Origin of the sequence: Streptomyces sp. NBC_00076, from assembly GCF_045041235.1 — a bacterium.
Lineage (GTDB): Bacteria > Actinomycetota > Actinomycetes > Streptomycetales > Streptomycetaceae > Streptomyces.
Genome location: NZ_CP108242.1, coordinates 10137626 through 10155881, shown reverse-complemented (window position 1 = coordinate 10155881; position 18256 = coordinate 10137626). Strand labels below are relative to the sequence as shown.

Annotated in this window: 13 protein-coding genes; 9 read left to right on the top strand and 4 right to left on the bottom strand. The window is 72.7% G+C overall.

Annotation, left to right across the window (positions count from 1 at the left end):
- Window positions 1–71 precede the first annotated feature (71 nt).
- Window positions 72–3044: a helix-turn-helix transcriptional regulator gene (locus OHA64_RS45285; RefSeq protein ID WP_405623082.1), complete on the top strand. Its 2973-nt coding sequence runs from the start codon at window positions 72–74 to the stop codon at window positions 3042–3044.
- A gap of 44 nt (window positions 3045–3088) precedes the next feature.
- Here OHA64_RS45285 and OHA64_RS45280 read toward each other — a convergent pair whose 3' ends face one another.
- The 3 genes from OHA64_RS45280 to OHA64_RS45270 form a co-directional block, all read right to left on the bottom strand.
- A complete protein-coding gene (locus tag OHA64_RS45280) occupies window positions 3089–4312 on the bottom strand; it encodes an SGNH/GDSL hydrolase family protein (RefSeq protein WP_405623081.1) in 1224 nt (407 codons plus the stop codon).
- 156 nt (window positions 4313–4468) lie between these two features.
- A complete protein-coding gene (locus OHA64_RS45275) occupies window positions 4469–6157 on the bottom strand; it encodes an alpha-galactosidase D (RefSeq protein WP_405623080.1) in 1689 nt (562 codons plus the stop codon).
- 117 nt (window positions 6158–6274) lie between these two features.
- On the bottom strand, window positions 6275–7447 hold the full coding sequence (locus OHA64_RS45270) for an ROK family protein (RefSeq protein WP_405623079.1): 1173 nt from the start codon (window positions 7445–7447) through the stop codon (window positions 6275–6277).
- Between the two features lie 199 nt (window positions 7448–7646).
- On the opposite strand from OHA64_RS45270, the gene OHA64_RS45265 reads away from it, so the two are divergent.
- The 5 genes from OHA64_RS45265 to OHA64_RS45245 all read left to right on the top strand — a co-directional run bounded on the left by OHA64_RS45265 (window position 7647) and on the right by OHA64_RS45245 (window position 14031).
- Window positions 7647–9170 carry a CAP domain-containing protein gene (locus OHA64_RS45265; protein ID WP_405623078.1) on the top strand — a complete coding sequence of 508 codons (1524 nt, stop codon included), beginning with the start codon at window positions 7647–7649 and terminating at the stop codon, window positions 9168–9170.
- 46 nt (window positions 9171–9216) lie between these two features.
- Window positions 9217–9894: an AIM24 family protein gene (locus tag OHA64_RS45260; protein WP_405623077.1), complete on the top strand. Its 678-nt coding sequence runs from the start codon at window positions 9217–9219 to the stop codon at window positions 9892–9894.
- A gap of 175 nt (window positions 9895–10069) precedes the next feature.
- Window positions 10070–11173: a tetratricopeptide repeat protein gene (locus OHA64_RS45255; protein ID WP_405624381.1), complete on the top strand. Its 1104-nt coding sequence runs from the start codon at window positions 10070–10072 to the stop codon at window positions 11171–11173.
- Window positions 11170–12195: a polyprenyl synthetase family protein gene (locus OHA64_RS45250; protein WP_405623076.1), complete on the top strand. Its 1026-nt coding sequence runs from the start codon at window positions 11170–11172 to the stop codon at window positions 12193–12195. Before OHA64_RS45255 ends, OHA64_RS45250 begins: the two co-directional genes overlap by 4 nt.
- Window positions 12196–12393: 198 nt before the next feature.
- Window positions 12394–14031 carry a serine/threonine protein kinase gene (locus OHA64_RS45245; RefSeq protein WP_405623074.1) on the top strand — a complete coding sequence of 546 codons (1638 nt, stop codon included), beginning with the start codon at window positions 12394–12396 and terminating at the stop codon, window positions 14029–14031.
- Here the strand turns inward: OHA64_RS45245 and OHA64_RS45240 are convergent.
- A complete protein-coding gene (locus OHA64_RS45240; protein ID WP_405623073.1) occupies window positions 14023–15468 on the bottom strand; it encodes a serine hydrolase domain-containing protein in 1446 nt (481 codons plus the stop codon). The two genes, OHA64_RS45245 and OHA64_RS45240, sit on opposite strands and share 9 nt — an antisense overlap.
- An 87-nt stretch (window positions 15469–15555) precedes the next feature.
- Between OHA64_RS45240 and OHA64_RS45235 the strand changes: the two genes are divergently transcribed.
- From OHA64_RS45235 to OHA64_RS45225, 3 genes are all read left to right on the top strand, one after another.
- Window positions 15556–16527: an LLM class F420-dependent oxidoreductase gene (locus OHA64_RS45235; RefSeq protein ID WP_405623072.1), complete on the top strand. Its 972-nt coding sequence runs from the start codon at window positions 15556–15558 to the stop codon at window positions 16525–16527.
- 93 nt (window positions 16528–16620) lie between these two features.
- On the top strand, window positions 16621–17652 hold the full coding sequence (locus OHA64_RS45230; protein ID WP_405623071.1) for a hypothetical protein: 1032 nt from the start codon (window positions 16621–16623) through the stop codon (window positions 17650–17652).
- A 62-nt stretch (window positions 17653–17714) separates the two neighbouring features.
- A complete protein-coding gene (locus tag OHA64_RS45225; RefSeq protein WP_405623070.1) occupies window positions 17715–18140 on the top strand; it encodes an SsgA family sporulation/cell division regulator in 426 nt (141 codons plus the stop codon).
- The last annotated feature ends 116 nt before the right edge of the window (window positions 18141–18256 follow it).

Here is an 18256-nt window from a genome sequence, read left to right as displayed (position 1 = left end):
CCACCTCACCGGCCGGCCCGGTCGCCCTCGGCCACAGAAGCTCTGTCAGTGCCACGTACCAGGATGGAACCGTGCCGACGATCTCAAGCACCGCACCGCTCATCGGCCGGGAGGACGAACTCGCCCGCCTCGCCGGTGTGCTGGGGCGCGCCCGGGGCGGTGAGGCCCGGGCGGTCCTGATCGCCGGGGACGCGGGCGTGGGCAAGACCCGGATGCTGGACGAGGTCGCCGGTCAAGCCGACCGCGCCGGCATGACGGTACTCACCGGGCACTGCGTCGACCTCGGTGACGTGGGTCTGCCGTATCTGCCGTTCACCGAGATCCTGGGTCTGCTCGCCGCCGACGAGCGGTTCGCGGACGTCCTCGCCACGCATCCGGTGGTGGACCGGCTGCTGGGCGGCGGCACGGACACGGCCCGGGACACCGGCGGCCGGCTGCGGCTGTTCGAGGGCATCGCGGGGCTGCTGGCCGGCCTCTCGGACATCGCGCCCCTGTTGCTCGTCCTGGAGGACCTGCACTGGGCGGACCAGTCCTCCCGGGACCTGCTGCGGTTCCTGCTCAGCCGGGGCATCCTCCAGCGGTCGGCGGGCGGTGCGCCCACCCACCGGCTCGCGGTGTTCGCGTCCTATCGGGCGGACGACCTGCACCGCCGCCACCCGTTGCGTCCGCTGCTGGCCGAGCTGGTGCGGCTGCCCGCAGTGGAGCGGCTGGAGCTGCGGCCCATGGCCGATCCCGAAGTGGCCCGTCTGGTGCGCGCGTTGCGGGCGAGTCCGCTGCCGGACGCCACGGTCCGGCGGATCGTCGAGCGCGCAGAGGGCAACGCCTTCTACGCGGAGGAGCTGCTCGCGGCCACCGACACGGAGGCCGGGGGCGTGCCCAGCGGCCTCGCGGACGTCCTCCTGATCCGCTTCGAGCAGCTCTCCGACACCGCCCAGCAGGTGCTGCGCACGGCCGCGGTGGCGGGCCGCCGGGTCGAGCACGACCTGCTGCGGGACACGGTCGGGCTTCCGGAGAACGAGCTGGAGTCGGCCCTGCGGGAGGCGATCGGCCGGCAACTGCTGGTCTCCGGGGACGGAGACACGTACGCCTTCCGGCACGCTCTGGCCCGCGAGGCGGTCTACGCCGATCTGCTTCCGGGTGAACGGGCCCGGCTGCACGGCGCGTTCGCCCGGCTGCTCGCCGGGCGGGGCCGTCGTGCCGAGAGCGCGGCGGAGCGGGCCCACCACTACCGGGAGAGCCATGACCTGGCCGAGGCGCTGACCGCCTCGTTGGAGGCGGCAGGCCACGCCGGGTCGCTCGGCGCGCCCGCCGAGGAACTGCGGCACCTCGAAGCGGCCCTGGACCTGTGGTCGGCGGTGGAGCCGTCCGCGCGGCCCACCGGCGAGGGCGTCGACCGGGTGACCCTGACCCTGCGCGCCTCGGCGGCGGCCGCGCACGCCGGACAGTTGCACCGGGCGGTCGCCCTCACCCGCGCCGCGCTCGCGGGCGTCGGCCAGGACGCGGACTCCGAGCTGGCCGCCCGGGTGCGGTACACGCTCGCCGACAACTTGATCAGCGTCGACAGCCTGACGGCGGCGTTCCGGTACAGCAGCGAGGCGCTCGCCATGATCCCGGCCGAACCTCCGTCGCGCACCTGGGTGTGGGCGGCGGCCACCCATGCGCTGGCGGCCCGCCAGGTCGGGGAATACGACACTGCGCTGCGGGTGGCCCGGGAGGCCCTGAGCGTCGCGGAGCGGCTGGACATGCCCGACGCGCGGGCCGATCTGCTGATCTCGCTGGCCGTCCTGGAGGGCGGTGGCCGCCGGACGCCGGAGGGCCGGGAGCGGCTGCGGGAGGCCCGGGATCTCGCGCGCGGCTCGGGCAACGCACTGGTGGAACTGCGCGCCCTGTTCAGCCTGGCCATCGGCTGCTTCGAATCCGGTGACCTCGACGAGTGCCTGCCGTGGCTGGCCGAGGGGCTCGACCGGGCCCGCCGTGCCGGCCTGCTGTCCTCGACGTATCCGTTGGAGATGCGCTATCTCCGGCTGCTGGTGCTCTACACACTGGGCCGCTGGGAGGAGTGCGTACGCGCGGCGGCCGCGGACGCCGAGCTGCTTCCGGCGGCCGGCGGGTACACGGCCGGGCCCGCGCTGTACGCGGCGCTGGCACGCGGTGACCGCACGGCCGCCGACCGGGCCGAGGCCCTGTTGGAGGGGCCGTTCGACTGGATGGGCACGATGGTCGCGGGCATCGTGCTGACCGACGCGGCGGCACAGCGGGGCGCGCCGGAGGCTGCCGTGGAGCGGATGCGGTCCACGGTGGCGGCCCTCACCGACGACGCGGGCAGAGCGCCGGACGTCACGGTCCGGTTGGCCGCCCTCGCGCTGTCCGCGGTCGCCGACCGGGCCGCCGCGCTGCGGTCGACCGGTGACGAGGCGCAGACGCGTCGCTGGACGGACACCGCGACCGAACTGCGCGACCTCGCCCAGGTCTCATCGGTCCGCGGTGAGAACCGCACGCCGCAGGGGCCGGAGGGACAGGCGTGGCTGGCGCGGGCCGAGGCGGAGTGGGCGCGGGCGGTGTCCGGGCCCGACGCGGCGGCCTGGGGCAGGGCAGTCGACGCGTTCGACTTCGGTGACGTGTACGAGCGGGCGCGCTGCCAAGTGCGGTTCGCGGAAGCCCTGTTGGCGGGCGAGCGGCGCGAGGAGGCGGGCGTGGCGGCTCGCGAGGCCCGGGCGGCGGCCGTCCGGCTGGGCGCCACGCCTCTGCTGGAGCAGGTGGACGCCCTGATCCGCCGCGGACGTCTGGCTCAGACTCCGGGCGCCGACGCCCGCACCACGATCCTCACGGCCCGTGAACAGGATGTCCTGCGGCTCCTCGCCCTCGGCCGCAGCAACCGGCAGATCGGCGAGGACCTGTTCATCAGCGCCAAGACAGCGAGCGTCCACGTCTCCAACATCCTCGCCAAGCTGGGCGCGGCGAGTCGCACGGAGGCGGTGGCGGTCGCCTATCGGCAGGGGTTGATCAGTCCGGAGCGGAGCGGATCGGGGCACGGGGCGCCCTGAACAATTGGGCCACGGCTTGCGGCTTGCGGCTTGCGGCCGTCGTCCTAGTCCGGGTCCGGGCCCGGGTCGACGCAGTCGAGGCTCTTCAGGTCGACGGCGTCGGCCATCGCCCGCATTCCCTTGTCGTTGGGGTGAATGTGGTCGCCGCCGTCGAAGGCGGGCCGGATCCGTGCGGGGTCGGAGGGACTGCGCAGGATGCGGTCGAAGTCGGTGACGGCGTCGAACTCGCCGCTGGTCCTGATGAAGGTGTTGACCTTTCGGCGTACGGCTTCGGTGTCCTGGTCCCATTCTGACCAGCCCTTGAAGGGGGCGACGGTGGCTCCGACCACGCACTTGTCGGCCGCGTGCGCACGCTCGACGACCTCCTGATAGCCGCCGATCACGTCATCGTCGGTGACTCCGGTGGGGGCCTTGATGTCGTTGACGCCCTCGAAGAGGAACACGGTCCGTACGCCGGGCTGGGACAGCACGTCCCGGTCCAGCCGGTTCAGCGCGCTCTGTCCGGCGCCGTCCGCGAGGACCTTGTTGCCCGCGATGCCCTCGTTGGCGACGCCTTTCACGCCGGTGTCCGCCCGTCGCAGGCGGCGGGCGAGGTAGTCGGGCCAGCGGCGGTTCCGGTCGGCGGTCGAGTGCCAGCCGTCCGTGATGGAGTCGCCGAGGGCCACGACGGCTCCAGTGCCGCGTCTCGCCCGCACGGAGACCGCGTCGAGGTAGAACCAGGAACCGGTGGTCCGAGCCCAGGAGGTGGAGCTCTCCTCGGCGGTGTGGTCGCCCGAGGTGACGTAGGACGTCTGCATCCCCATCCAGTGGCCGGTCACCGGGCCGGCCGCGTCGGGCGTGTGGATGCTGACCGCCAGGTCGCTCGCGGCGGGCAGGTGGCCGGGCAGCGGATCGCTGAGTACGGTCTCCCCGGCGGGGACGGTGACGGAGCGCGCCCCACCGAAGGTCAGCCGGCGGTTGCTGCCGCGGACCAGTTCGGCACCGGTCCTGCGGAGGCCGGCGTAGACACTGTCGAAGGTCACGGGCCGGTCCCCGAAGGCGTTGGAGAGCCGGATCCGCGCGTCGCTGCCCGCGACGCTGGTGTGCACGACGAGCCGGTATCCGCGGTCGGCCACGGCCTCGCCGAGCCTGCTGGCGCTCGCCCCCCAGGTGATCACGCCGGCCGGGGCGTCGATCGCCCCGGCCCGCATGGACGTGGACTGGCAGGCACTGGCGACCAGCAGCACCCCGGCCACCGATCCCACCTTCGCGGCGAACCGAACCGTCATCGTGCAAAGGCCCTTCAACGGGACGGACTCTCCGGGCTTCAACATCACGTTCCGGACCCTACCGTCGTACGCCACCGTGGTGTTCGCCCACCCGCGCCGCGGATCGTGCCCGGGCCGACCCGATGACGAGCGGGTGAACTCGTAGGGCCGAGTCGGTCAGGGAAGTCGGGGGACGTCGATCCGGTCGATGTCCGGGGCGTAGCTCGTGCCGCTGTCGAAGGTGATCGTGTTGGGGCCGGCCTTCAACGTGACGGGCACACTGACGCTACTGACGGTTCCCCAGTCGCCGGTGAGCTTGCCGCCGAGGTAGAGGTTGCCGACCTTCTTGCCGCCGGAGCAGGTGGCGCAGTCGGCGACGGTGGCGTTGCCGCTGAGGGTGTTCGCCGGGGCCTCGGCCTCGTAACCGTTCCAGTCGAGGCGACCACTGGGCGGGGTGACGGTGAACAGGCGCGAGCCGTGCGCGGGCAGGGTCTGGGTGATGTTGTTCTTGTACGTGCCGAGGTCCTCGTGGCTCCACAGGTCACGGACGGCGGCCTTGCCGGTGAAGCCGAGGGTGGACCAGTCGGCGGTGACGGCGGCGGACGCGTCGGCGAGGTTGAACAGGGCGACGGTGTAGGTGCCGTTCGGGTTCTTCGCGGCCCACACCTGCTGGGGATCGGAGGCGGTCACCGGGCGCGCGGGCGGGGCGGCGCCCTGGTCGACGGCGATGACCTCGCGGTTGGTCAGCAGGGACAGGCCGTAGGAGTCGAGGCGGGTGAGGTCGTCGCCGGTGTAGAGCGGGGACTTGGCGATGGCCCACAGGGTGGCGTAGCTCTGCCGCTCGGCCTTGGTGAGGCCGTCCATCTCGCCGTTGCCGACGTCCAGGGCGTCGAGGTCGTTCCAGCCGCCGGGGCCCGCGTGCCGGGTCCAGGCGGGGGTGTCGTCCCAGCGGTCGTTGACGGAGTTCTCCCAGCTGACGAGGGTGTTGCAGTAGCACTCGACATCGGTGTCGACGCGCCAGCCGTTGGAGTACTTCTTCCAGTCGGCGGCGTGGCCGATGTCGAGGGACCAGGAGAGTTCGAGGTGGACCGGTCGGCCGGTGGCCGCGATCGCCTTGTTCCAGGCGGCCACGTCGGCGACGTTGTTGTACTGGGCGCCGCTCTTTCCGGATCCGGGGCCGACGCCGTCCAGCTTGAGGAAGTCGTAGCCCCAGTCGGCGATGAGCTGTGCCTGCGAGTCGATGTACTTCTGGGCGCAGGGGCGGGAGAAGTCGAGCTTGTAGGAGCTGTCCCAGCCGTTGGTGGTGCGCAGGTCGCTGTAGACGATGTCGGCGGTGGTACAGCCGTCCGCGTTCCAGACCGGCACCGTGCCGTCGCCGTACGCCCCCTTCTCCAGGCCTGCCGGCAGGTAGATGCCGGCCTTCAGGCCTTTGGCGTGGATGCGGTCGGCGACGGCCTTCATGCCGCTGGGGAAGCGGACCGGGTCGGCCTGCTGGCGTGCGTACTGGTCGTAGTGTGGTTTCCAGGCGTTGTCGCTCCACCAGCCCGCGTCGATGTTGACGTACTCGTAGCCGTACTTCTTCAGTTTGCCGGCCAGGGCGTCGGTCTGCTTGAGGACGTTCGCCTCGGTCAGGTAGCTGTAGTCGCCGTCCGGGTTGAGGCCGGGGTACTTGGACGACTGCATGCTCCAACTCGACCAGCCCATATAGGGCTTCGCGGCGACGACTGCGGGGGCGGCAGCCGCAGCGGGGGTGGAGGTCTCGGCGTGGGCCGCGGGAACGGCGGTGGTGGCGCCGGCCGCGAGGGCCAGGACCACCACGGCTCTCAGGGCACGCGCGGGTGGGAGGGCGTACGAGGGTGAGCGCATGGGGCGTACCTCCTGAAGGTCGGATCGGCTCGGCGGGGGAAGTGACTGTGGGCAGGGGGACGGGTCATGACCAGTGCCGCGGCAGGCATTCGCCCCGTCGCGACGCCTGCCACGGCACTAGGTGTCGGCTCGGATGAAGGACTGGATCGCGGTGGCGGCGGCCCCGCGGGCCCACTCCTCGAAGGGGAGCGGACGGGTCTGGACGTCGCACTGGGCGGCGGAGCCGAAGGCGGCCGCGGCGAAGGCGTCACGGATCTGCTCGGCGAACAGGTCGTAGGCCGCCAGGCCCTCGCCGGAGATGATCACGCGTTCGGGGCCGAGCAGGTTGGCGACGGTGGCGATGCCGCGGCCGATGGCCTCGCCCGCCCTGGCGTAGGCCTCCCGCGCCCCGGCGACCCCGCGGTGGGCGAGGCGCACCGCCTCGGCGGTGTCTTCGACCTCGACGCCGGTGGCTTCGCGGATGCGCCGGACGATCGCGGCGTCGCCGGCGATCGCCTCCACGCATCCCCGGTTGCCGCAGTGGCACGGCGGCCCGGTCGGGTCGACGGTCACATGCCCGATCTCACCGGCCACCCCGTGGGCACCGGCGACGACCTGCCCGTGCACGACGAGACCGCAGCCGATCCCCGCGCCGACGGTCACCACGGCGAAGTCGGACAGCCCGGCCCCCGCGCCGAACCACTGCTCGGCGACGGTCAGGGCGCGCACGTCGTTGTCGACGGTGACCGGCAACCCCGTGGTCGTGGCGGCGAGTTCGGCGAGGGGCACGTCACGCCACTCCAGGAACGGCGAGTAGCGGACGGTGCCCTCGCCCCGGTCCACATCGCCGGAGACCGCGATGCCGACGCCGTGCACGGCCGCCCCCGACTCGTCCGCCTCGGTGCGTAGTTCCTGGACCACGTCCGCGACGGCCGACAGCACCGCTGTGAGGTCGCGGCTGGTCAGCGGCGCGTGGCGAGCGACGCGGATCCGGCAGCACAGGTCGGTGAGCACGCCGATGATCTCGTCGCCGGTCACCTTGATCCCGACGAACAGGGCCCGTCCGCCGTCGACCCGCACCAGGTTCGCGGGCCGCCCCAGTGCGGGTTGCGCCTGCGCGTCAGCGTCCTCCACCAGGTAGCCCGCCTCGATCAGGGGCCGGACCGCCTTCGTGACGGCGGCCGCCGACAGCCCCGCCCGCCGGGCCACCTCCAGGCGGGTGAGGGGCCCCTGGGACAGCACGGTGGTGAAGATCTGCGAGGCGGCGGGCGTGTTGGCCGGGAACCTCTCCGCCCTGGGTGTCGGAAGCATGCCCGGGAACCTAGGGGCATTATTTTCCGTCGTCAATAAAAGAAACAGGATCCGGTGTCCGGGCTCCGGGGACCGCCCTGGACCGCCCTGGACCGACCGGCGGGGGCGGGGAGCCCTCGCGCTGGGAACCCCCCGCGCCCCGGTGCGCGTTGTCCGGACGACCCCTCGAGGTCCCGTAGGACGACATCTGGGCGGCGCGATGAGCGAGTTGGTCCCCGGGGGCAATGTGCCCCTTCCGGGCGGTGTCGTCACCGTCCGGGTCCCCGGCCCGTTCGACGTGTCCGCGCTCATCACGGACGACAGCGGCAGGGTCGGGAGCGACGACGACTTCGTCTTCTACAACCAGCCGGCCGCCCCGGGCGCCCGACTGCACGGCGACACGCTCACCGTGGACCCGCCGGGGCTGCGCGCGGGCGCGGCCCGGGTGACGGTGGTCATCAGCCCCGCCGACCCGGCCACTCCCCTGGGCCGCCTGCCCGCCCCCACCCTGCATGTCACCGGCCCGGGTGACCGCCCGCTCGCCCGGTTCACCCCGCCGCGCCCCCGTCAGGAGACGGTGCTGCTGCTCGCGGAGCTCTACCGGCGTGGCGACGGCTGGAAACTACGGGCGCTGGGACAGGGGTACGCCGACGGACTGGCGGGACTGGCCCGCGACTTCGGGGTGGACGTCGCCGACGAACCGGCACCGCCCCCCGCCCCGACCACACCGGCACCGCCACCGGCGCACCCGGCACCGAACGCCCACTCCACGACAGGCCGGGCGTCGCACGGGGGATCTGCGACCCTGCCGACAACGGGCATGTCCTCCCCGGCCCGCCCGGCACCCGGCACACCCTCGTCCACTGCTCCGGCACCCCAACAGCCCTCGCGCATACGCCTCGCAACCCACAGCCACTCCCTTGCCGCCGTCGCCGGTGACGAGCGCGGACACGTCGAACGGGCCGGGGACCCGGAGGGCTTCCTCGGCTTGGTCAACTCCGCCCGTTCCACCGTCGGTTCGCCCCCGGTCTCGCTCCACGGGCGGCTGACCGCCGCGGCGCGTGCGCACGCGTCCGCCATGGCCTCGGCGGGACGCCTCGGCGTCGAGGGCCCGGACGGCGTCTCCGTCCACCAGCGCGTCGTCGCCGCCGGATACGCGTATCTCACCGTGGGCGAGCACCTGGTCTCCGGCCCGCGTACGCCGGCCGAATTCGTCGCGTACTGTCTGCGCACCGAGCAGCCCCGCCACACCCTGCACGACCCGGTGTTCCGCCACGCCGGGCTGGCACACGTCACCGACGGCCGCTCCGGAGACACGTACTGGACGGCGCTGTGGGCCACACCGTTCAGCCCGGCCGGTCTGGCGCGGACCCAGGACGAGGTCGTCGACCTGACCAACCTGGAGCGTGCCCGGGCAGGGCTGGCCCCGCTGGCGGCGGACCCTTCGCTCGGCGCCGCCGCGCAGGCGTACAGCGCGGACATGGCGGCCCGCGCCTTCTACTCCCACACCTCACCCGAGGGCACCCAGCCCTGGGACCGGGCCGCCGCGGCGGGCTCCACCCGGCGCTCCATCGGCGAGAACATCGCCTGCGGTCAACGCTCCCCCGCCGAGGTCGTGACGGGCTGGATGAACAGTCCCGGCCACCGCGCCAACATCCTCAAACCGGGCTTCACCCACCTGGGGGTCGGCTTCGCGGGCGGGGGCCCCGCGGGCACCTACTGGACACAGCTCTTCGGCGCCTGAGGTCACGACCTTGGCGGAGCGCATCCCTCCGGGCCACCATGCCCCCATGAAGAGCGATCTTTTCTCCAGCGAGCACCTGGTCCAGCCGGCCACACAGGCGGGCATGACGGTCGAGAACTCCAAGTGCGTCCGGTACACGGTGAACGGCGAGATGCTCGCCCGCCAGGGGGCGATGATCGCCTACCGCGGCAACCTCCAGTTCGAACGCAAGGGCCAGGGCGTGGGCGGCATGCTCAAGCGCGCGGTCACCGGTGAGGGCCTGCCGCTGATGGCTGTGCGCGGACAGGGCGAGGCCTGGTTCGCGCACGAGGCGCAGAACTGCTTCGTCGTGGACGTCGAGCAGGGCGACGAGTTCACCGTCAACGGCCGCAACGTCCTGTGCTTCGACGCCACGTTGGCGTACCGGATCGCGACGGTGAAGGGCGCCGGGATCGCCGGCGGCGGCCTGTTCAACAGTGTCTTCACCGGGCAGGGCCGACTGGGCCTGGTGTGCGAGGGAAACCCGCTGGTCATCCCGGTCTCCGAGCAGTACCCGGTGTACGTCGACACGGACGCGGTCGTCGGCTGGACGGCGGGCCTGGCGACCTCGCTGCACCGTTCGCAGTCCATAGGCTCGATGCTGCGCGGCGGTTCGGGCGAGGCGGTGCAACTGGTGCTGCGGGGCCAGGGCCATGTCGTCGTACGGCCGAGTGAGGCGACCCCGCAGAAGGCCCAGCAGCACTGAGGTGATCTACGCCTCACGGGCAACCCCGAGGACTGTCTCGACGTCTTGATCGACATCAGACGATGCCCCGGTCCAATAGGCCGGGGCAGGTTCCCGACGCGCTATGCACATGACGTATACACCCCATGTAGACGCGGTGTGTACACAGGGCGCGTCCACCGACCGAGAGGCAGGCATGTACGGCAAGGCATTCGCCCCGGAGTACCAGGGCGCCCTCACCACCCTGTCCGTGAACTCCTCGCTGACCGAGGTACTGGCCGCCGGCACCGAGCAGTTGCGGGCCGCCGAACGGGCGGGGCAGCACGGGGAGGCGGCTCGCTCCGGGCTCGCGGTCGCCGAGGCACACCGCCGACTGGGCCGGATCGGGGAGGCCGACCGGGCGTGGAAGGCGAGCTACCGCGCGGCCCGACAGGCCGGGGACACCGCGGCGATGGCCTGGGCGCTGTGGAGCGGCGGCACCCTGGCCCGGCAGCGCGGTGCCTTCGCCCTGGCCCGGCGGCTGCTGGAGCTGGCGGCCGAACTCGGCGAACGCGGCGGTGACATCGTCGTCCGCGGCTACTCGCTCGCGGGACTCGCCGAGACCGGACGCATCCAGGGCGACTACGAGGCGGTGGGCCGGCTGCACGAGCAGCTGCTGGCCGAGGCCCGGCGGCGGGGCGAGGCGCGGCACACCGTGTGGGCGCTGGAGGGCATAGCGCAGATCCACCGCAACACCGGCTCCTTCGACACGGCGTACGCCCTGTTCGAGGAGGCGGCCCAGATAGCCGCAGGCGCCGACGACCGGCGCGGGCACGCCTGGGCCCTGCGCGGGCTCGCCGACGTGGTCTCCGTGCGCGACGGGGACACGGAGCGCGCGCTGGTCCTGCTGTCCGAGGCGGAGGAGACCTGCCGTGCGATGAAGCTGTCCAGCGCGCTGGCGTACAACCACAAGATGCGCGGCAACGTCCTGTACCGCGCCGGGCGGCACGCCGAGGCGCGGGACTGCTACGAGCAGGCACTCGCGGAGTTCCGTGACATGAGCGAACCTCGCGGTACGGCGCTGGCGCGGCTCGGACTGGCCAAGTGCCGGGCCCGACTGGGCCGCGACCGCGCCGAGACCGCCGCCGAACTGGCCGATCTGGCCCGCACCTTGGAACGGCTCGGGCTGCGGCACGCCAGGGAGATGGTGGCGCGGGCACAGGAGGAGTTCGGTATCCGGGCGGACTCGCCCGAGTGCTCACCGGGGACACCACAGCAGCCGCGGGAAGCGTTCGGCGCGCGGGCGGAGGCCGTACGGTGACCGTGCTGACGTCGGCGGTCGCCGCCCCCGAAGTACTGGACCGTTGCCGCGGATTGGTGCGGCCCGCGCTCCAGGATGCGGTGGGGCGCCTGCACCCGTGGGTGGGCGAGATGGCCGGATACGCGTTCGGCTGGTGCGAGGTCGGAGGCGCGCCCACCAGGGCGGCCGGCGGCAAGGGGGTGCGCCAGGCGCTGGCCGTGCTCGGGGCCGAGGCCGCCGGCTCGCCCGGACTGACCGGGGTGCCCGCGGCGGTCGCGGTGGAACTGGTGCACACCTTCTCGCTGCTGCACGACGACATCATGGACGGCGACGCGGCCCGGCGCCGCCGCCCCACCGTGTGGAAGGCGTACGGCACGGGCCCCGCGGTCCTCGCGGGCGACGCGCTGTTCGCGCTGGCCGTCGAGACCCTCGCCGGCGTGTCGGCGGGCCCCGAGGCGCTGCGCCTGCTGTCCGTGGCGCTGGGCGACCTGGTGCGCGGCCAGGCCGACGACCTCCTGCTCGCCGCGCGCCCCTGGACGGGGCCGCGCCGGGTGCGGCCGGTCGAGTACCGCACGACGGCCGAGCACAAGACCGGTGCGTTGCTGGGCTGCGCGGTCGCGCTGGGCGCCCTGCTCGGCGGCGCGCCGCCCACCGTGGTCGCCGCACTCGACCGGGCCGGACGGCATCTCGGGGTCGCGTTCCAGATCGTCGACGACGTGCTGGGCATCTGGGGCGACCCCGAAGTCACCGGCAAGCCCGTGCACGGCGACCTGCGGGAGCGGAAGAAGACGTTCCCCGTCCTGTCCGCGCTCGACTCCCCTTCTCCGGTGGCCGGCCGGCTGGCCGCCCTCCTGGAGTCCGACGCGGAGCCCGCGCGGGCGGCCGCGCTGATCGAGGAGGCGGGCGGCAGGTCGGCCGCGGTGACCGAGGCGCGGCGGCACATCGCCGCCGTGGACGCGCTGTTGGCCGAGGTGCCGCTGGAACCGGCGGCCAGGGGCGATCTGCGGTCCCTGCTGGACTTCCTGGTGCGCCGCGATCTCTGAGAGCGTGCCGTCGCCGACCCGGTCCGCGCCGGGAGTGTGTCAACCCCGTTCAGCGCCCGCGCAGTTCTGCTGACCTGCCGTACAACAGTTGAACAAAAGGGAAGCACTGCTCTTCAGTTGCGATTTCATTGAACGCACCCCGTCGTACCCCTCGTACCTCTGGGAAAGGTGAGAGCCAGGGGTTCAGCGAGGGATGACATGGTCAAGGCGCACGTGTCCACACACGAGTTGGTCGCCGGAAGGTACCGGCTCATGGAGGTCCTCCACCGCGAAACCAACCGCGTCTGCTGGTACGGCGAGGACGTCGGGGCCGGCCGGCCCCGTCTCCTCACCCAGATCGGGCTGCCGGCCGACCTGGACGGGGAGGACGCGCGCCGGGCCACCGCCCGTGTCGTCCGGATGGCCGAGACCATGGGCCGGGTGTGTCCGGGCCAGGTCGCGGAGGTGGTCGACGCCGTCGTGGAGTACGGCAACCTGTGGGTCGTCACCGAATGGATCGACGGCGTACCTCTGACGGAACTCCTCGTCCAGCAGGGCGCGTTCAACTACGCCCGGGCTGCGCGCATCGGCCTGGAGGTGCTCGACGTGCTGGAGGCCGCGCACGGCGAGGGCATCACACACGGCGAACTCAGTCCCGGCCAGGTGTTCGTGGGGGACCAGGGCTCCGTCGTCCTCACCGGGTTCGGGCTGACCGGCGCGACCCTGGCGCCCCGCGTCACCGCACCGTCGTACGCCTCGCCGGAGCAGGCCCGCGACGAGCGCATCGGACCGGCCGCCGACCTGTGGGCGCTCGGGGCGATGCTGTACACGATGGTCGAGGGCCGGCCCCCGTTCCGCGACCGGGACCGGCCGGAGTCCACTCTGCGCGGGGTGGACCGGCTTCCGCTGCGCAGCCCCGTGCACGCCGGGCCCCTCGCCCAGACCGTGCAGGGGCTGCTGCGCAAGGACTCCCGGGAACGGCTGACCCGCCCGGTGGTTCGTGAGGCTCTCACCCGGGTCCTGAACGAGGAGCCGGGGGACGCTCTGCGGGCGCTGCCCAAGCCCCGTCTGCGCGGCCTGTACCAGACGGGCCCGGTGTGGAGTCGACGGACCATGGTCGCCGGGACCGCCCTGGCCGTCGTCACGGTGTCCGTCGCGGTCCTCGCCGTGACCCGTCAACTGCCGGGCACCGACTCCGGCTCCAGCGGTGCGGCATCCCGGCCGAGCGCCTCGACCCCGGTCACCGACGGACGGACCTCCCTCCCGCCCAGGACACCGACGCCGACACCCACCACGCAGACGCCCTCCGACACACCGACCCCCACGCCGACACGGTCCGACACACCGCCCCCCAAACCGACACCGTCTCCCACCGGCAACGCGCTCCCGGCCGGCTTCCGCGTGTACCAGTCACCGGAGGGTTTCTCCGTGGCGCTCCCGGCGGGCTGGAAGGCGCTGGACACCTCGCGCGCGGGCGACCTGGCGTATCGCGTGACCTTCGGAAAGGACGACGACCCGCGCACACTCGCCGTCACCTACAGCGAACGCGTGGGCCCGGACCCCGTCGCCGTCTGGCGCGACGACGTCCAACCGCAGCTGGAGCAGGCGGACATCGACTTCCGGCGGATCGGCGAGATCCGCGCGACGACCTACCAGGGGCGCAAGGCCGCCGACATGGAATGGCTCGCCGACGACTCTCACGGCGCCCGGTTGCGCACGTTCGGCCGTGGCTTCCTCATCGGGGAGAGCCGCAGCTTCTCGCTTCGCTGGACCACGCCGGCCGCGGACTGGGACGACGCCGCGAACCGGCAGGCCCTGGACACCTTCCTGAGAACCTTCCGGCAGACCTCAGACTGAGCCGCGGGGCGCCCGCATGGATCGCAGCCGTGCCGGTTGCAGCGGCTGGGTGCGCCAGCGCGCGGTGAACGTCCGGTCCGTCAGCGAGCAGCTCACCACCAGGTGATGGGGCGTCTCCAGGAAGGCCACCTCGACCACGAGGGTCTCCGCGTCGGCCCACCCCCCGCTGACCGCGACGGGGACCGGCTCCTCGACCACGGCCCAGTCCCCCTGCCCGAGCGGCAGTTCCAGCCGGTGGCCGTCCTCGACGAGCGTCACCCGCCAGCCGCTCCCGGTCGCCGAGACCAGCACCCGGGTCTCGCTCGGAACGTTCGCGCGAACCACCTCGTCGGGCACGAATTCGACGCCGGACCAGGACTGTTCCCGCTCCGGTGGGGCCGGCTTGCCCGGGGCGGGCGGCAGCGCCAGCCGCGCCAACCGCTCGGCCAGCGCCGCGTCCTCCTCCTGCCGCCCGGGCAGCGGTTCGGGTCCGAAGGCGGGCAGCAGATGCTCCCAGACCAAGTTCAGGATCCCCGGCATGTCCTCGCTCTGGGAGGTCATCGCGACCACCGCGTCGTACTCGGGCAGCACCAGACAGAACTGCCCGTAGGCCCCGTCCCCGCGGTATCCGTGCCGGGACCTCCAGAACTGGAGGCCGTAGCCCTGCTGCCAGTCGGACAGCTCGCCCTCAGGTGTGCCGTCGGCGTTCGCGATGTGCACGCGGGTGGCCTCGGCCGCCCACCCCTCGGGCAGCACGCGCTCGCCCTCCCACACCCCGTCCCGCAGATACAGCTGCCCGAGCCGGGCGATCGCGTCGGTGGCGGCGTGCAGCCCGCTGAAACCCAGCTCGCGGCCCGCCCGGTCACGAGTCCACGCCACCTCGCCGATGCCGAGCGGGTCCAGCAGCCGCGGCCGCAGATACTCGGTCAACGACTGGCCGGTGACGCGCTGGATGATGGCGCCGAGCGTGTAGGTGGTGGGCTGGCTGTAGGCGAAGACGGTCCCCGGCTCATGGTCGGGAGGCAGCAGCAGGAAGCCGCGGACCAGTTCCTCGGGATCGAGCGCGCGTGCCCCGTCCAGGGCCTCGTCCTCGTGTCCGGCGGCCATCGACGCCACGTGCCGGACGAGCATCGCGCGGCTGCGCGGATCGGTGATGTCGGCCTCGAACTCCGGGAAGTACGAGATCACCGGGTCGTCCAGCCGGATCAGTCCCTCGGCGACGGCGAAAGCGGCGGCCGTCGCCGTGAAGCTCTTGCTCAGCGAGTAGAGGAGATGGACGCGCTGCGGGCTGTACGGCGCCCACCAGCCGGACGCGACCACATGGTCGTGCCGCAGGATCATCAGGCTGTGCGGTTCGATGCCCGGGGCGGCCTCCAGGGCGTCGAGGAAGGCGTGGACGCCGGACGCGGCGACTGCCTGGGCGGCGGGGGCACTGGCGGGCAGGGCGCGGCTACTCATGGAAGCATCCTCTCCCGATCGGGCGCGGCGATCGAGGGGGTTTCGATCGGTCCGTTTCCCCTTCCGCTGACCGGGGACCCAGCCGTTATGGTGCAAATCGGATACACGATGATGACCGAACAGGCCGGCCCCCGTGACCTGGTCGACCACCTGGTCCAGGCCGAGGAGGCGGGTTTCGACTTCTCGGTGACCTCGGACCACTACTTCCCGTGGCTGCGCGCGCAGGGTCACTCGCCGTACGCGTGGAGTGTGCTGGGAGCCGCCGCCCAGGCGACCTCCCGCATTCCGCTGATGACGTACGTGACGTGTCCGAGCTTCCGCTACCACCCCGCGGTGGTGGCGCAGAAGGCGGCGACGATGCAGCTGCTGTCGGAGGGCCGGTTCCGACTGGGGCTCGGCTCCGGGGAGAACCTCAACGAACACGTGGTGGGCGGTGGTTGGCCGTCGGTCGACGTACGGCACGAGATGCTCGAAGAGGCGGTGCAGATCATCCGTGACCTCTTCGAGGGCGGCCATGTGAACCGTCGCGGTACGCACTTCGACGTCGAGTCGGCCCGTCTGTGGGACCTGCCGGACCAGCCGCCGCCGATCGGCATCGCCGTCTCCGGCGAGCAGTCCTGCGCTCTCGCGGGCCGGCTGGCCGACCTGGTGATCGCCACCGAGCCCAAGGCGGGCCTCCTGGACGCCTTCGACCGGCACGGCGGCCAGGACAAGCCGCGGGTGGGCCAACTGCCGGTGTGCTACGACCCGGACCGGGACGCGGCCGTCAAGCGCGCCCACTCCCAGTTCCGCTGGTTCGGCAACGGCTGGAAGGTCAACTCCGAGCTGCCGCACCCGGATTCCTTCGAGTCGGCCACCCAGTTCGTGACGCCCGACGACGTCGCCGCCTCGATCCCGTGCGGCGACGACCCGGAGGACTTCGTCGAGGCGGTACGGCCGTACGCCGAGGCCGGGTTCACCGAGGTCGCCCTGGTGCAGATAGGCGGCGAGTCCCAGCCCGAGTACCTGGACTGGTCGGCGAAGACGTTGCTCCCCGCGCTGCACGACGCGCTGGACTGACGGCACAGGGGCCGGCCGGGGCGTCGCCGGAGGTGCAATAGGCTTCCGAACCGCACCAGCGCAGTTCGACCAGCCTGCCCAGGAGAAGCACCCGTGACACTGTCGATCGTCCCGTCCGAGACGTCCCCCGTGCCCCTGTCCGACCTCGTGGCGCGGGACGCGCGCGAGTTCGGCGTCTACGCGCGCACCGGAGGATGGGCCTTCGGCCTGATGGTGGCGCGCAGCGTGCGGCCCGGCGGCCAGGGCGCGGACGAGACGCCCAAGGTGTCGGCGAAGGAGTTCGCCGAACTGGCCGGCTGCTCGCCCGAGCGCGTCCTGCGCTACTACAAGGCGTGGGACCGGGCCGCCGACGACGGTCTCGTCCCGCACTTCGAGGCGCTGACGCCCGGCCAGGAGGTGGAACTGCCGGACGCCGACGTGTGGCTCGGCTACTACGTCTCCCGCAGCAGCGCCACCTCCGAACGGGGCACCGCCATCACGGAGGCGGCCGAGGCCGAGGGCATCCGGCCGACCAAGGCACTGGAGGTCGCCGAGAACCCGACCGCGCTGCGCGCCGCGATCCTCGCCGACCCCTCCACCGCCCGGGCGGCCCGCCAGGCCCTGCTGGACCGGGTCCGCGAAGACCCCGAGCTGCAGGCGGAGCTGGCCCGGGACGTGGTGCGCACCGACGATCTGAAGAAGGCCGTCGCCAGCGAGAGCAGGTCCGCCGACCGGATCGGATACGTCCGCCAGATCGCCGAGTCGGGCCAGGTCAAGACCCCGGCGGGGCAGACCATCGACGCGCCCGTCGACATCCGCCAGGAGGCCGAACGACACCTGTCCCTGCTCGACGAGCTGGAGGAGGACGAGGGCACAAACGAGTGGGCCACGGAGGCCTACGACACGATGAAGTCGCTCGTCGTCGAGGCGGTGGAGTCCGATCCCGAACTGCGCGTCCAGGAACGGCGGACGAAGTTCTACAGCAGCCTCCAGCGGGCGACCAAGGTGTTCGAGGAGCTCACCTTCGACGACGCCCAGGAGTTCTACGAGGACGACATGGTCCAACAGCTCGAGGAACTCCAGCAGGCCATCGCCTCCTGCATCACCTCGCTGCGCGGAGCGCGAGGGAATCACCCGGAGAGCTGAGCATCTTGGGCACGACGGGGGTACTAGAGGTCTCTACGACTGTTCTCCCCGGAGGCCCTCTCGTGAACTCGTTGGTCCACAAGACGCTCGTCGTGCAGCTCCAGGCCGGCGCCGCCGACCGCTGCCCGGTGCTCGCCCACCTCAGCTACGACGCGGCGGACCCGTTCGCCGTCACCGCCGTGTTCAGCCATGACGGCCGGGTGCTCGCGCGGTGGCGGCTGGACCGGGAGATGCTCACCGAGGGCCTGCGGCGGCGGGTCGGGGTGGGGGACGTGCGGATGCGGCCGGTGTCGACCGGCATGTGGGAGGAGCTGTGCGTCGAGTTCCTCGGCGACGCCCGCCCCGACGGCGGCCGTCAGCGCGCCGTGGTGTTCGCGTGGGCTCCGGCGGTGGCGGCCTTCCTGCGGGAGACCCGGGAGGCGGTGCCCCCGGGTCGGGAGGAGGTCCGGATCGACGACTTCCTCCAGGACGTCCTCGCCGGCGGCTGACGCGGGCGCGGGCCGGCGGCCGTACTGGTCGTGCCGGCGGGCTCGTGCCTGAGTGGGTGGCCGCGGTGATCGGTGGCCAGGCGGCGGACGCCTTCCTGGCCACCCGGGTGATGTCC